Raw genomic sequence first — 13,289 nt, forward strand, 5'->3', positions numbered from 1 at the left:
TCATGGCAGGCAGCGTCAACAAGGTCATTCTCGTCGGCAACCTGGGGCGCGACCCCGAGTCGCGCACGTTCCAGAACGGCGGCAAGGTGGTGAACCTGCGCATCGCGACGTCCGAATCGTGGAAGGACCGCAACACCGGCGAGCGCAAGGAAAAGACCGAATGGCATTCGGTCGCGATTTTCAACGAAGGCCTCGCCAACGTCGCCGAACGCTTTCTGCGCAAGGGGTCGAAAGTCTATATCGAAGGCCAGCTGCAGACCCGCAAATGGCAGGATCAGCAGGGCAACGACAAATATTCGACCGAGGTCGTGCTGCAGGGTTTCAACTCCGTGCTGACTATGCTCGACGGGCCCGGCGGCGGTGGCGGCCAGGGCGGCGGCAGCCGTAGCGGCGGCGGCGACGAATGGGGTGGCGGTGACGATTTCGGCGGCGGCGCCGCGGGCAGCTATGGCGGTGGCGGTGGCAACCGCGGCGGTGGCGGCTTCGGCGGCGGCCAGTCGGGCGGTAACCGGGGTGGCGGCAATGCCGGTGGCTTCGGCGGTGGTCAGCCGGGTGGCTTCGCCGACGATCTCGACGACGACGTACCGTTCTGATCGTGGACCCCGCTCCTACGCCTAGCGCACCGGGCTGGCGGATCGACGAGCGCGCGCGGCTGGCGCTTCTGGCCAGCTACCAGCCCCGCTCGCTGCGCGATTCGGCCGCGCTCAAGCAGATCACCGACTTCGCCGCCGCCTTGTGCGAGACGCCGATCGCGCTCGTCACGCTGATCGAGGACGATGACCAGCTGTTCCTCGCCAAGACCGGGCTGGCAATGGAGAGGACGCCGCGCGCCATCTCCTTCTGCGACCACACGATCCGCATGGAACGGGCGCTCGTGGTGCCCGATACGCACGACGACCTCCGGTTCGCCACCAACCCGCTCGTCACCGCGGCGCCGTTCATCCGCTTCTACGCCGGGGTTCCGTTGCGGGGCGACGGCAACGTGCCGCTCGGCGCGCTGTGCGTGCTCGACGATCACCCGCGCGCAGGGCTGACCCCCCTGCAGCTGCAGGGGCTGGAGGTGCTCGCCGCCAACGTCATGGCGCGGCTGACCGATCACCGCGACGCGACGCAGCGCCGCGACCAGGCCAATGTCGCGGCACGCGCGCTGACCGACAGCGAGGACCGGTTCCGCACGCTGGCCGACACGATGCCGCAGATGGTCTGGTCGACGCTGCCCGACGGCTATCACGATTATTACAATGCGCGCTGGTACGAATTCACCGGTACCCCGCCGGGGTCGACCGATGGCGAGGGGTGGAACGACATGTTCCATCCCGACGACCAGGATCGCGCGTGGAGCGTCTGGCGGCACAGCCTGGCGACGGGCGATCCCTATCAGATCGAATATCGGCTGCGCCATCGTGACGGCACGTACCGCTGGGTGCTGGGCCGCGCGCTGCCGATCCGCGATGGCGAGGGGCGGATCACGCGCTGGTTCGGCACCTGCACCGATATCCATGAGCAGAAACTGGCGCTCGAGGAGCGGGAGATCGTCAGCCAGGAGCTGTCGCACCGTATCAAGAACATCTTTGCCGTCGTTTCCGGCCTGATCTCCTTCGCCGCGCGTGGCAAGCCCAACTTCGCCGCGACCGCCGCGGACCTGCGCGAACGCATCACTGCGCTCGGCCGGGCGCACGATTTCGTGCGCCCGCACAGCGCGACCAGCGCACGGCCGTCTGTCCGCCAGGACAGCCTTCACGGATTGCTCGCCGAACTGTTCGAACCCTATCGCCGGGACGGGCGGCTGCCGATCGCGATCGAGGGCGAGGACATCGTCATTGACGATCGGTCGACGACACCGCTCGCGCTGCTGTTCCACGAGCTGGCGACCAACGCGAGCAAATATGGCGCGCTGTCGACCGACGGGGGCACGGTGACGCTGACCGTGAGGCGCGGTGACGAGGCCGTGACACTCGCCTGGGTGGAGCGCGGCGGACCGCGGGTCGAGGTGCCCGAAAAGTCCAATGGCTTCGGCAGCCAGCTGATCGAACTGGCCGCGGTGCGTCAGCTCGGCGGCGAGGTCCAACGGGATTGGGACGAGGGCGGGTTCGCCGCGACCGTGACGATCCCGACCGCCGCGTTCAGCCGGCGCTAGGGCGCAGCATCACGACTCCGTCGGTCGCGCCGGCGGCCGGCGTGCCGTCGGTCGCCATGGCGGCGGCGGCCAGGATCGCCGCTTCGCTGAACGGCTTGCGGATGTAGCCGAGCGCGCACTCGCCCGCGTCGTCGATCTGCGCGGGATTGGCGGTGACGAACACCACCTTGACGCCGTAATCATTCGCGATGCGGCGTGCGATCTGCGGGCCCGTGGGCCCATCGCGCAGGTTGACGTCGACGAAGGCAAAGCCGCAGGCGGGCGCCGCCTCGAGCGCACTTGCGCTGTCCGCCGCGATCGCTGCGACCTGATAGCCGGCGTCGAGCAGGATCCGCTCGAGATCGAGCGCGACGAAAATCTCATCTTCGACGATCAGGGCGGTCTTGCTCATCACACTTTCCGGCTTTGGCTTTGCCAAACCCATGTTAAGCTCATTTGTTCCGCAGCCCCGCGCATATGTCCGTCAATTCCGGCCCGGGCGTTGCAGCAGGAACACGGCATGCTGCGCAAACAGATTGGCGGCGGCGGAGCTGCGCTGGCGGTCGCCTGACAGGAACCACGCACCCTCGACGCGAATGCCGCGATCTTTCAGAAAGGCGCGGAAATCGTCGATCGTCAGATGATGGATGTTGGGCGTATCGTACCATTGCTGCGGCAGCTGGCGCGTCACCGGCATCCGCCCGCCCCAGAGCAGCGACAGCCGCACGCGCCATTGCGCGAAATTGGGAAAGCTGACGAAGGCGCGCCGGCCGATGCGCAGCAACTCGTCCAGCACCAGGTCGGGCGCGCGCGCGGTCTGCAGCGTCTGGCTAAGGATCGCATAGTCGAAACTGTCGTCGGGATAGCCGGCCAGGTCGACGTCGGCGTCGCCCTGGATCACCGACAGGCCGCGCGCCACCGCGGCGGCGACGTTGCCGGCGTCGATCTCCAGCCCGCGCGCGTCGCAGCCGCGTTCGTCGCGCAGCGCCGCCATCAGCGCGCCGTCGCCGCAGCCGACGTCGAGCACGCGCGTGCCGCGGGCGACGTGGCGCGCGATCATCGCAAGGTCGGGGCGCAAGGTCATGCCCGCCCGCCCTTCAGGAAGCCGTCGACGACGCGGTTCATCTCGGGCGCGTCGAGCAGGAAGGCGTCGTGGCCATAGGGGCTCGACAGTTCGACGAAGCTGACCGCTGCGCCCGCGGCATTGAGCGCATGGACGATGTTGCGCGATTCGAGCGTCGGATACAGCCAGTCGGTATCGAAGCTGACCAGGCAGAAACGCGTGCGCGTGCCCCGGAACGCGTTGGCGAGCCGCCCGCCATGCTCCTCCGCCAGATCGAAATAATCGAGCGCGCGGGTGATGTAGAGATAGCTGTTGGCATCGAACCGGTCGACGAAGGCGAGGCCCTGATGGCGCAGATAGCTTTCCACCTGGAAATCGGCGTCGAAGCCGAAGCTCTTCGCGCCGTCCTGCCTACCGGGGCGCGCCTGCAGGCGGCGGCCGAACTTCTCGGTGAGCCCGGCTTCGGACAGATAGGTGATGTGCGCCGCCATCCGCGCGACCGCAAGGCCCGCGGCGGGCGGCTCGCCGTCGTAATAGTCGCCGGCGTTCCACTTGGGATCGGCCATGATCGCCTGGCGCCCGACCTCGTGGAACGCGATATTCTGCGCCGAATGGCGCGCGGTGGCGGCGATCACCACCGCCGCGCGCACGCGGGCCGGAAAGGTCGCGGCCCAGCTCAGCGCCTGCATGCCCCCCATCGACCCGCCGACCACCGCCTTCAGCGTCGCGACGCCCAGATGATCGAGCAACAGCGCCTGCGCCCGCACCATGTCGCGGATCGTAATGACAGGAAAGCGCATCGCCCATGGCCGCCCGGTCGCGGGGTCGATCGTCGCGGGGCCGGACGATCCCATGCAGCTGCCGATGACGTTGGTGCAGATGACGAAGTCGCGCGCCGGATCGATCGGCCTGCCCGGCCCGACCATCCGCGTCCACCAGCCCGGCTTGCCGGTGCGCGGATGGACGGAGGCGACATGCTGGTCGCCGGTCAGCGCATGGCAGACGAGCACCGCATTGCCTCCGTCCGGGGCGAGCGTGCCGTAGGTTTCGTACGCGATCTCGACCGGCGACAGCAGCGCGCCGCCGTCGAGCCGAAGCGGCCCGGGCAGCGTCGCGTGGCGCTGCGGACCGAAGCGCTGGTCGTCAGACATGCAAGGTTCGCTAGGGCGCGGCGGCCGGCAACACAAGGCGCACGACTCTCCTCCTGCTCTCCCCGCCTGCGGCTGCAGCGCCTTCTGCTCCTCCCGCAGGCGGGAGGGGAGCTTTGCCGTTCCGGCGGTCGGCGAGCGCGCCCCGGCCATTGGCTTGCCCGCCATTCCCGCCTAGAGCACGCGGCCATGAACGCTCCTGCTCCCAAGCCCTGGATCCTGGGCATCGCGCCCTATATTCCCGGCCGCGCGACCGCGGACGATGGCCGCAAGGTCATCAAGCTGTCGTCGAACGAAAACCCGCTCGGCACGCCCGAGGCCGCGCGCGAGGCCTATCGCAGCGCGGCGGGCGAGCTGGAGCGCTACCCGGACGCCGCCGCGGTCGAATTGCGCGCGAAGCTCGCCGCGCATTACGGGATCGAGGCGGATCGGATCGTCTACGGCACGGGCAGCGACGAAGTGCTGCACCTCGCCGCCGGCGCGTTCGCGGGGCTGGGCGACGAGATCATCCACGTCCGCTACGGCTTTGCGGTCTACGAGATCGCGACGCGCCGCGTCGGCGCGACGCCGGTGATCGCACCTGACAAGGATTATGCGACCGACGTCGACGCGATCCTCGCGGCGGTCACCGACCGGACGCGCATCGTCTTCGTCGCCAATCCCAACAATCCGACCGGCACGTATACGTCCCGCGCCGACATCGCACGGCTGCACGCGGGCCTGCGCAAGGATATCCTTCTGGTTCTCGACCAGGCCTATACCGAATATCTCGACGCCGAGGACGACGACGGCGGACTGGAGCTCGCGCGTACCGAACCAAATGTCCTCGTCACGCGCACCTTCTCGAAGATCTTCGGCCTCGCTGCGGAGCGGATCGGCTGGGGCTATGCCGCGCCTGCGATCATCGATGCGATGCACCGGATCCGTGCGCCCTTCTCGTTCGGGATCGGAGCGCAACGCGCCGCGATCGCCGCGCTGGCCGACACCGATTTCGTCGCGCGCAGCCGCGAGCACAATCGCGAATGGCGCGGCTGGTTCGCGCGTGCGGTGGACGCGATCCCCGGCCTGCGCGCCGTGCCGTCCAAGGCGAATTTCGTGCTGGTGACGTTCGACGGCGCGCTGACCGCCGAAGTGGCGTATCAGGCACTGATGACGGCGGGCTATGCGACGCGCTGGCTGCCGGGGCAGGGCCTGCCGAACGCGCTGCGCATCACGATCGGCACGGAGGCTGAGATGCGCGCGGTGGTCGAGGTGCTGCGCACCGAGGCCGCCCGGGCCTGACCATGCTGCCGTTTGCGCGGGTCACCGTCATCGGGCTGGGGCTGATCGGATCGTCGATCGCGCGGGGCTTACGCGCTTATGCGCCGACGGTGCGCGTCACCGGCTATGACGCGGACCCTGCGGTGCGCGAGGTCGCGGTGCGCATCGACCTGTGCGACGATGTCGCGGACACCGCCGGCACCGCGGTGATCGACGCCGACCTCGTCGTCCTGTGCGTACCCGTCGGCGCGATCGGCGCGGCGGCGGCGGCGATCGCCGACGACCTGCCGCCCGACGCGATCGTCACCGACGTCGGCGGCGCGAAGGCGATGCCCGCGGCGGCGATGCGCGCCGCTTTGCCCGATGCGACGATCGTCCCCGGCCATCCCGTCGCGGGCACCGAGCACAGCGGCCCCGAATCGGGGTTCGCCAGCCTGTTCCGCGGGCGCTGGTGCATCCTGACGCCCGACGAGGCGACGTCCGACGTCGCGACCGCGCGCGTCCGCGCCTTCTGGGAATTGCTGGGCGCGAAGGTAGAGACGATGACCGCGGAACATCACGACCGCGTGCTTGCCGTGACCAGCCATGTGCCGCACCTCATCGCCTATGCGATCGTCGGCACCGCATCGGACCTCGAACAGGTGACGCAGAGCGAGGTGATCGCCTATTCCGCCGGCGGTTTCCGCGATTTCACGCGCATCGCCGCGTCGGACCCGACGATGTGGCGCGACGTCTTCCTCAACAATCGCGACGCGGTGCTGGAAATCCTGCAGCGGCTGACCGAGGATGTGACGATGCTGCAGCGCGCGATCCGCTGGGGCGACGGCGACGCCTTGTTCGACCTGTTCACCCGCACCCGTGCGATCCGCCGGGCGATCATCGACCAGGGCCAGGACGACCCCGCGCCGGACTTCGGCCGCAGCCATTAGAGTTTGATCCACTGACGTGGAGACGGCACCGGCCCGCTCCCCACCCGACCTCCCACAGCGTATCCTGATTGGGAGGTCGGGTGGGGGAGCGGGCCGGTGCCGCGCCTCAACAAGCCTCAAATATCCAGCGCGTTGATCGCGGCGTGGACGCGCGCCTCGATCTCGGCGCGCGGCAGGCCGGGCGGGATCGGGTCGCCGATCCGAATCGTGACGACGCCCGGCCGCTTCGCACCCCGGCGCGGCCACACCCGGCCGGCGTCGAGCGCGACCGGCACCACCGGCAGGCCGAGCGTGCGGTACAGGCCCGCGAACCCCGACTGGAGCGGCGGCCGCTCGCCCGGCGCGACGCGCGTGCCCTCCGGATAGATCAGGATCGATCGCCCTTGCGCGGTCAGCGCGCGCGCATCGCGCATCATGCTGCGCAGCGCCGCGGCCGACGCATCGCGATCCGCGACGATCGCGCCGTATCGCTGCGCCGCCCAGCCCCACAGCGGAATGCGCGTCAGCTCGCGCTTCAGCACCATCGCCGGGCCATGCAGGATCAGCTGTAATTCCAGCGTCTCGAACATCGCCTGATGCTTGGCGGCGTAGAAGACGGGGCGATCGGGCACCACGCCTTCCACCCGCACGCGGATGCCGAGCAGGCGCCGCGTCAGCACGCGGTGCACCCGCGCCCAGGCGTGCGCATGCGCCATCATCGCGCGCCGTCCGAACAGCGCGGAGATCGGCGTCGCGAGCACGATCGGCACCGACAGACCGTAAAAGGCGACGCGGAACGCCAGGGTGCGCAGCGTCGCGGTCACAGCCCCACCCCCAGCCACAGCGCGACCCGGCGCAGCAGCAGCTTGTTGTATTCGTTGACCACCGTTCCCATCCGCGGGCTGCTCGGCACGCCGTCGCCCAGGATCGTCACCTTCGGCCCCAGTACCGCAGCGAGCTCCATCTTCGCGCGCGGCACGTGCCAGTCGGAAGAGACGAGGCGGATCGTGCGATAGCCGTGCGCCGCGACCCACGCCTTCGTCTCCTCCGCATTGGTGCGCGTATCCACCGCATCGGCGCCGAGGTCGATGCAGCAGGCGAACAGCGCGGGCGACGTCCGGTATTCGTGCGCAAGGTCGATCGGCCGCACCCCCGGCGCGACGCCCGTCACCAGCATGCGCCGCGCCTGATGCGCCTCGAGCAGCGCGATGCCGCGGTCGATCCGCCCCGCGCCGCCGGTCGGCACCACGATCGCATCGGTGGTATAGCCGTCGAGCGGGCGCGGCAGCAGCAGCATGAACGCGGCAAAGCCCAGGCACCAACCGAGCGCGACGAGGCCGAGCGCACGGACGATCACAGCGTCCGCCTCAGCGCGGCGAGCACCGCGATCCGCGCCGCCAGCGTCGCCAGCGCGACGAAGCCGAACGGCAGCGCGACCAGCACCGCCCAGTCGCCCGGCGCGAGCGCGGTGCTGCCGAGCAGGTCCGATCCCACCGCCGCGACGCGCGCGGCGACCAGCGCGAGCACGCCGAGCGCGGCGATGCCGCCGACGCCCGCGCCCAGCACCGCGTCGCGCGCGATGCGGCGCTGGAACAGGCGCGCGACCTGCACGTCGGTGCTGCCCAGCATGTGCATCACCTCGATCGTCGCGCGATGCGTCTCCAGCCCCGCCCGCGCGGCGAGCACGACGACCGCCGCGGTCGCCGACAGCATCAGCACCACGAGGCCGAGCGCCAGCCAGGTCAGCGTCGCGAGCAGGCCACTGACAGGGGACATCCAGCTTTCGTGACGGTCGACGCGGCTCGCCGCGCTCACCCGCCGCACCGCCGCGGCGACGGCGGCGGCGTCCGTGCCGGGGACAAGGTCGACGTCGATCATCGCGGGCATCGGCAGGTCCGCGTCCGCCCCCGCCGCGCCGAGCCACGGCGCGAGCAGGCGGGTGAGCTCCGCGCGATCGACGGGGACGGCCCGCCGCACCGCGGGCAGCGTGCGCAAGACGGCGACGGTGCGCGCGGCGATCGCGTCGCGCGTTTCGGGGCTGCCCTCCACCACCTGCACCGTCAGCCGCCCGGCGAGCTGGCGTTCCAGCACGACCGCCGCCTGCCGCGTGCCGAGCCCGGTCGCGGCGGCGAGCAACGTCAGGAACAGCATGATCGCCATCACCCAGGTCATCGCGCGCAGCGACCCCGCCTCGTCGAGCACGCGGCGATCCGCGCTCCCGCGCCGGACGGCGCCCACACTCATGCCTCGCCCCGCGGCGGCGGCGGATAACGCAGCGCGCCGGTCGGATCGAGCAGCCGCCCCTTGTCCAGCCGCATCATCTGCGCGCCGGGTACGCGGCTGAGCAGCTGGAAATCGTGCGTCGCGACGACGACGGTCGTGCCCAGCCGGTTGAGCGAATCGAACAGATGGATCAGCCGGTCCGCCATGTCCGGATCGACGTTGCCCGTCGGCTCGTCCGCGACGAGGATTTCCGGCCGGCCGATCACCGCGCGCGCGATCGCGACGCGCTGTTGCTCGCCGCCGGACAAGGTGGCGGGCTTCGCCTGCGCCCGCTCACCCAGCCCGACCCAGCCCAGCATCTCGCGCACCGGCTGTTCCAGATCCTCTTCCGCGACCCCCGCGACGCGCAGCGGCAGCGCGATATTGTCCCAGGCGGACAGGTGCGGCACCAGCCGGAAATCCTGAAAGACGACGCCGATGCGTCGGCGAAAGCCGGGCAAGCGACCGCGCGGCATCGTCACCGCATCCTCGCCGAACAGGCGAATGACGCCGCGGCTCGGCCGCTGCGCCAGATAGAGCAGCTTGAGCAGCGACGTCTTGCCCGCGCCGCTCGCCCCGGTCAGGAAGTAAAAGGCGCCGCTGCCCAGCGTGAAGCTGATGTCGGACAGCGTCTCCGCCCCCGTGCCGTAGCGGAGCCCCACATTCTCGAACTGGACGATGTTCGCCATGCGCTTGGGCGGGACCGCTTCTCTCAAAAGGTGCCGTCGCAGGCCGTCCTGCCGGTTTCGCCAGCCTTCGCATGCCCGGCGTGCGGCTTCAAGCTTGCCACGGGGCGCAGACGCGTGCTTAGATTCGTACCGTTCGTGGCCACTTGCGGCCGCCGGTTCCCGTAAAGCGCAGCTCGCATGATCCTCGAATGTCCCGAATGCCGCACGCGTTATCTGGTGCCCGACAGCGCGATCGGCATCGAGGGGCGCACGGTGCGCTGCGCGAACTGCCGCCACAGCTGGTTCCAGGACCCGCCGCCGCCCGCCGCCGCCCCGCAACCGATCGCCGTCGATGCCGAACCGGTCGCCGCAGCGCCGCTTGCCGCGCCGGGATACGCGGACCAGCCGCAGGGCATGTCGCCGCTGCCCTTCGCCCCGCCGCCGCCGATCGCGCCGACCGACCCCGATCCGATCGTGACCGCGCCCGCCTATGACGCCTTCGCGCATCGGCCGCCGTTCCGCCCGCGCCGCGACCCGTCGAAGCGGCGCACGCTGATCGCGATCGTCGCAGGGTTGCTGATGCTGGCGGGCGTCGTCGCGATCGTCTGGGTCGGCGCGCCGGGCCTGCTGTCGCGGGCCGGCCTGCCCGTCGCCGCCGAATCGCCGCTGAAGATCAAGGACAATCCGATCGAGCGGCGCGAGCTGGAGAACGGGTCGGAACTGTTCGCGGTCAGCGGCCAGATCACCAATCCGTCGGGCGAGCGCCAGCGCGTGCCCGACATCCGCGCCGAATTGCGCGATGCGCAGGGGCGGATCGTCTACAGCTGGACGATCACGCCGCAGCAACGCACGCTCAACCCCGGCGCCGCGCTCGACTTCAACTCGGCGAAGCTGGATGTGCCGTCGAACTCGAAGCGGCTGGAGCTGAGCTTCGCCGGCGAAGACGGGCGCTGATCACCGCAAAGCGCGCGCCGTGCAGGATCGCGGCGGTCAGCATCCCCGCGCCCGACGCCCACACCAGCGCCATCGGCCCGGCGCCGGCATGGACCAGCCACCAGCCGAGCCCGCCCGAGACCGCGAAATAGGCGAGGATCGAATTGACGCCCGCCGCCACCTGGTCCCCCAGGCTGCGCAGCGCATAGACCAGCACCACCTGCACCCCGTCGAAGACGACGAACGGCGCCCAGACGGCCAGCATCGCGGCCGCCATCCCGTGCACCGCCGCCGCCGCGGGGAATAGCGTCGCGATCGGCGCCGCGCACAGCGCGAGGATCGCGGCGCCCAACCCGAGCGCCGCGATCGTCAGCATCACTGCGATCAGCGTCCGGCCGATTGCGGCGACCGGCGCACCCTCGCCCACCGCATTGCCCGCGCGCACGCCGGCGGCGGAGCCGAGGCCGATCGCCGTCGCGAAGGTGACGTTGTGGATCGAAAAGACGATCTGGAAGGCATGCGCACTCGCATCACCCAGCTGCGTCGACAGCGCGATCAGGATCGAGAAGCCCGCCAGTTCCAGCCCCGACGCGATCGCCGGGACGATGCCGAACCGCGCCAGCCGCCACGCGCCCGCCGGCACACCCGCCCAGGCCGCGCGATCGAACCGTCGGATGCCGCGCGGGCCCGCGCGCGGCAGCGTCAGCACGCTCGCCACCATGCCGACCGCGCCGAGCAACGACGCCGCGCTGGTGCCGAGTGCCGCGCCCGTCGCACCCAGCGCGGGCAGGCCGCATTGCCCCGTCGCGAGCAGCCAGGTCAGCAGCGCATTGACCGGCAGCACCGACAGGTTGACCAGGGTCACCCGCCCCGGCCGGCGCACGCCCTCCAGGAAATAAGCGGCGGCGACGTTCACCAGCTGGCACGGATAGGCGACGGCGAAGGCGCGCGTCACGCGCGCGCCTTCCGCGATCCGGTCGGGCGCGACGCCGAGCAGCGCGAGCAGCGCTTCTGCGAACAGCAAAAACGCCACGCCGATCGCCAGCCCCAGGAGGAGGCCGAGCAACACGCCCTCGCGCAGCACCGCGCCGGTGCGCGGCAGGTCGCCCGCGCCGTCCGCGCGCGACGTCATCACCAATACGCCCGACAGCCACGACAGGCCGGTGACGATCCCGACGAAGCCGAGCGCGCGCGCCGCGCCGAGCGCCGCCACCTCCTCAGCCGATACCGTGCCGACGACGACCACGTCGGTGACCTGCAGCAACGTCCAGTTGAGGCTGGTCAGGATCACCGGCCACGCCAGCGACAGCAATAGCCGCGTCTCGGGGCCGATCGTGCGGAGGCGGGGCGCGATCATCGCCATCGCGCTACCCCATTTCGCAGCCTTGGCAAAAACGAAGCCCGCGGACAAAACGGGCGTTGCGCTACCCGATCGCCTTTGCTAGGGGCCTGCGCCTGCCAGACGCCGGTCGATCCGGTGTTCTTTTCACGTGCGGTCGTGGCGGAACTGGTAGACGCGCAACGTTGAGGTCGTTGTGGCCGAAAGGCCGTGGAAGTTCGAGTCTTCTCGACCGCACCATTCTCTTCGCCGGCGGCGAGAGAGAGCGAACAGGCCGGGCGATCGGGATATGATCGGCCCGGCGTTTTCGTCTTTGGGCAGATGCGATCGGTGTCAGCCCGGCAATCGCACGATCATCAGCGGCAAGGTCGCGGCATCACCCGTCACCTGTATCAGATAGCGGCCGGGCGACAGATCGAAATCGACCATCTTGCGGATGCCGCTGCACGCGGGCCCGTGGCTGTGCGCGACGCTGGTGAGCGGCCGCCCGTCGGCGGCGACATCGATCCACGCCGCCGAGCCGGCCGCGATGCGATACCGCCCCGCCGCGCTGACGCTCACCGCGAACAGCCCGCCCTGCTCCGCCGGCTTGGCCGTCCGGGCAGACGCGGCGGCGGTCGTGACGGTGGCGACCGGCGACAGCGTCGCGGTCACCGCCTGCCCCGGCGCCAATGTCGGTGCATGCGCGGCGTCCCGCCCGGCGACGAGGGGAACGGGACGAACCCAGCCGGCAAGGTCGGCGGGCGGCGCGACCGGGGTTTCGGGACAGGAATGGGCTTCATGCCCCGTTGCCGGCGCGCCGGCCTGAGCGGCGGACAGCATCAGCGCGACCGATGCGAGTACGGACATCATGGCAATCTTCCCTCAACGTCCACGCGGCGATCCGTCGTGGCCGGGCAAGATTACAGGATCGTGCCGCGCTGCCCAGTAGGATCCGGGCGCGATCAGTGGCAGCCGAGGACGCGGGCGAGCTTGTCGAGCGACAGCGGCGTCGAGAATTTGAACCCCAGCCGGTCGCCGGCCGCCCAGCAGACGACGCCGAACACGGGCTCGCCCAGGTCGGGCAAGGTGATGCTGCCCGCCTGGCCGATCTGCACCGCCGCATCGCCGCCCAGCTTCGCGCCGCCCGGCGACACGTCGAGGATATCGACCGCGAACCGCCGCTCCAGCACGCGCAACGTGCCGCTCGCCTCCATCGCGAAACGGGGCGTGCGCATGACATGGCCGGTTTCGTCGCGCGTGCAGAAGACACGGGAAATGTCCTGCGGCGTGTCGAATTCGACACCCGCCTTGCACCCGTTGACCCAGCGTACCGTACCGCGCACCGCGGGCAGACCGCGCACCTCGATCTGCAACCGGCCGCCGACCTGATGCGGTTCGGTGAATCGCACCTTCAGGCCGCCGGTGGAAATGTCGTGGACCAGGCACGCCGCCTCGCGACCCGCCTGGCGGACCTTGCCGATCAGAAGGACCAGCGCGTGGCGCTGCCCGCTGCGGCGGTCGCCCGCGTCCTGCCCGTCGGGCACGATATTGTGCAGCGGCGCGGTCATGCCGAACATCCGATCGTTGCCAGAACCATCATGCGCGCCATG

15 protein-coding genes and 1 tRNA gene are annotated in these 13,289 nt (G+C 70.4%); 6 read left to right on the forward strand and 10 right to left on the reverse strand.

Going from position 1 to position 13,289, the window contains the following annotated elements:
- Positions 1–2 precede the first annotated feature (2 nt).
- Positions 3–593, forward strand: coding sequence for a single-stranded DNA-binding protein (ssb, locus tag DM480_RS06290; protein WP_115378076.1), 591 nt, complete (start codon positions 3–5; stop codon positions 591–593).
- Positions 594–595: 2 nt separating this feature from the next.
- The gene (locus tag DM480_RS06295) at positions 596–2,137 is read left to right on the forward strand and encodes a sensor histidine kinase (protein WP_232834143.1); all 1,542 of its coding nucleotides are present in this window, start codon (positions 596–598) and stop codon (positions 2,135–2,137) included.
- On the opposite strand, the gene DM480_RS06300 is transcribed toward DM480_RS06295, so the two are convergent.
- From DM480_RS06300 to metX, 3 genes are all read right to left on the reverse strand, one after another.
- Positions 2,124–2,528, reverse strand: a complete 405-nt coding sequence (locus DM480_RS06300; protein WP_198665909.1) for a response regulator — start codon at positions 2,526–2,528, stop codon at positions 2,124–2,126. The two genes, DM480_RS06295 and DM480_RS06300, sit on opposite strands and share 14 nt — an antisense overlap.
- Positions 2,529–2,600: 72 nt before the next feature.
- Positions 2,601–3,200, reverse strand: a complete 600-nt coding sequence (gene metW, locus DM480_RS06305) for a methionine biosynthesis protein MetW (protein WP_115378079.1) — start codon at positions 3,198–3,200, stop codon at positions 2,601–2,603.
- The gene (gene metX / locus DM480_RS06310) at positions 3,197–4,330 is read right to left on the reverse strand and encodes a homoserine O-acetyltransferase MetX (protein WP_115378080.1); all 1,134 of its coding nucleotides are present in this window, start codon (positions 4,328–4,330) and stop codon (positions 3,197–3,199) included. The genes metW and metX overlap by 4 nt, the downstream gene beginning before the upstream one ends.
- Before the next feature lie 186 nt (positions 4,331–4,516).
- Here metX and hisC point away from each other — a divergent pair, with 186 nt between their 5' ends.
- A complete protein-coding gene (gene hisC, locus DM480_RS06315; protein WP_115378081.1) occupies positions 4,517–5,608 on the forward strand; it encodes a histidinol-phosphate transaminase in 1,092 nt (363 codons plus the stop codon).
- A gap of 2 nt (positions 5,609–5,610) precedes the next feature.
- Positions 5,611–6,516: a prephenate/arogenate dehydrogenase family protein gene (locus DM480_RS06320; protein WP_115378082.1), complete on the forward strand. Its 906-nt coding sequence runs from the start codon at positions 5,611–5,613 to the stop codon at positions 6,514–6,516.
- Positions 6,517–6,632: 116 nt separating this feature from the next.
- Here the strand turns inward: DM480_RS06320 and DM480_RS06325 are convergent, their stop codons facing one another.
- The 4 genes from DM480_RS06325 to ftsE are packed head-to-tail and all read right to left on the reverse strand — an operon-like array spanning position 6,633 to position 9,446.
- Positions 6,633–7,319 carry a lysophospholipid acyltransferase family protein gene (locus DM480_RS06325; RefSeq protein WP_115378083.1) on the reverse strand — a complete coding sequence of 229 codons (687 nt, stop codon included), beginning with the start codon at positions 7,317–7,319 and terminating at the stop codon, positions 6,633–6,635.
- Positions 7,316–7,852, reverse strand: coding sequence for a YdcF family protein (locus tag DM480_RS06330; protein WP_115378084.1), 537 nt, complete (start codon positions 7,850–7,852; stop codon positions 7,316–7,318). Before DM480_RS06330 ends, DM480_RS06325 begins: the two co-directional genes overlap by 4 nt.
- Complete coding sequence (locus DM480_RS06335; RefSeq protein WP_115378085.1) at positions 7,849–8,739, reverse strand: cell division protein FtsX; 891 nt, start codon at positions 8,737–8,739, stop codon at positions 7,849–7,851. Before DM480_RS06335 ends, DM480_RS06330 begins: the two co-directional genes overlap by 4 nt.
- Positions 8,736–9,446, reverse strand: coding sequence for a cell division ATP-binding protein FtsE (ftsE, locus tag DM480_RS06340; protein ID WP_115378086.1), 711 nt, complete (start codon positions 9,444–9,446; stop codon positions 8,736–8,738). Before ftsE ends, DM480_RS06335 begins: the two co-directional genes overlap by 4 nt.
- 177 nt (positions 9,447–9,623) lie before the next feature.
- On the opposite strand from ftsE, the gene DM480_RS06345 reads away from it, so the two are divergent.
- Positions 9,624–10,379, forward strand: a complete 756-nt coding sequence (locus tag DM480_RS06345) for an MJ0042-type zinc finger domain-containing protein (protein WP_115378087.1) — start codon at positions 9,624–9,626, stop codon at positions 10,377–10,379.
- Here the strand turns inward: DM480_RS06345 and DM480_RS06350 are convergent.
- Positions 10,303–11,721 carry an MATE family efflux transporter gene (locus DM480_RS06350; protein ID WP_232834144.1) on the reverse strand — a complete coding sequence of 473 codons (1,419 nt, stop codon included), beginning with the start codon at positions 11,719–11,721 and terminating at the stop codon, positions 10,303–10,305. The genes DM480_RS06345 and DM480_RS06350 overlap by 77 nt on opposite strands.
- 129 nt (positions 11,722–11,850) lie before the next feature.
- Here DM480_RS06350 and DM480_RS06355 point away from each other — a divergent pair.
- Positions 11,851–11,937, forward strand: a tRNA-Leu gene (locus tag DM480_RS06355).
- Positions 11,938–12,030: 93 nt separating this feature from the next.
- Here DM480_RS06355 and DM480_RS06360 read toward each other — a convergent pair.
- Positions 12,031–12,549, reverse strand: a complete 519-nt coding sequence (locus DM480_RS06360) for a homogentisate 1,2-dioxygenase (RefSeq protein WP_198665910.1) — start codon at positions 12,547–12,549, stop codon at positions 12,031–12,033.
- Between the two features lie 92 nt (positions 12,550–12,641).
- The gene (locus DM480_RS06365) at positions 12,642–13,247 is read right to left on the reverse strand and encodes a PilZ domain-containing protein (RefSeq protein ID WP_198665911.1); all 606 of its coding nucleotides are present in this window, start codon (positions 13,245–13,247) and stop codon (positions 12,642–12,644) included.
- Positions 13,248–13,289 lie beyond the last annotated feature (42 nt).

Source organism: Sphingomonas sp. FARSPH, assembly GCF_003355005.1.
Taxonomy (GTDB): domain Bacteria; phylum Pseudomonadota; class Alphaproteobacteria; order Sphingomonadales; family Sphingomonadaceae; genus Sphingomonas.

Excerpts from the sequence above, each read along its gene's own strand:
- DM480_RS06320 (WP_115378082.1), top strand. The coding sequence starts at position 5,611 with ATGCTGCCGTTTGCGCGGGTCACCGTCATCGGGCTGGGGCTGATCGGA.
- hisC (WP_115378081.1), top strand. The coding sequence starts at position 4,517 with ATGAACGCTCCTGCTCCCAAGCCCTGGATCCTGGGCATCGCGCCCTAT.
- DM480_RS06335 (WP_115378085.1), bottom strand. The coding sequence starts at position 8,739 with ATGAGTGTGGGCGCCGTCCGGCGCGGGAGCGCGGATCGCCGCGTGCTC.
- DM480_RS06350 (WP_232834144.1), bottom strand. The coding sequence starts at position 11,721 with ATGGCGATGATCGCGCCCCGCCTCCGCACGATCGGCCCCGAGACGCGG.
- DM480_RS06345 (WP_115378087.1), top strand. The coding sequence starts at position 9,624 with ATGATCCTCGAATGTCCCGAATGCCGCACGCGTTATCTGGTGCCCGAC.
- metX (WP_115378080.1), bottom strand. The coding sequence starts at position 4,330 with ATGTCTGACGACCAGCGCTTCGGTCCGCAGCGCCACGCGACGCTGCCC.
- metW (WP_115378079.1), bottom strand. The coding sequence starts at position 3,200 with ATGACCTTGCGCCCCGACCTTGCGATGATCGCGCGCCACGTCGCCCGC.
- DM480_RS06365 (WP_198665911.1), bottom strand. The coding sequence starts at position 13,247 with ATGACCGCGCCGCTGCACAATATCGTGCCCGACGGGCAGGACGCGGGC.
- DM480_RS06360 (WP_198665910.1), bottom strand. The coding sequence starts at position 12,549 with ATGATGTCCGTACTCGCATCGGTCGCGCTGATGCTGTCCGCCGCTCAG.
- DM480_RS06300 (WP_198665909.1), bottom strand. The coding sequence starts at position 2,528 with ATGAGCAAGACCGCCCTGATCGTCGAAGATGAGATTTTCGTCGCGCTC.
- ssb (WP_115378076.1), top strand. The coding sequence starts at position 3 with ATGGCAGGCAGCGTCAACAAGGTCATTCTCGTCGGCAACCTGGGGCGC.
- ftsE (WP_115378086.1), bottom strand. The coding sequence starts at position 9,446 with ATGGCGAACATCGTCCAGTTCGAGAATGTGGGGCTCCGCTACGGCACG.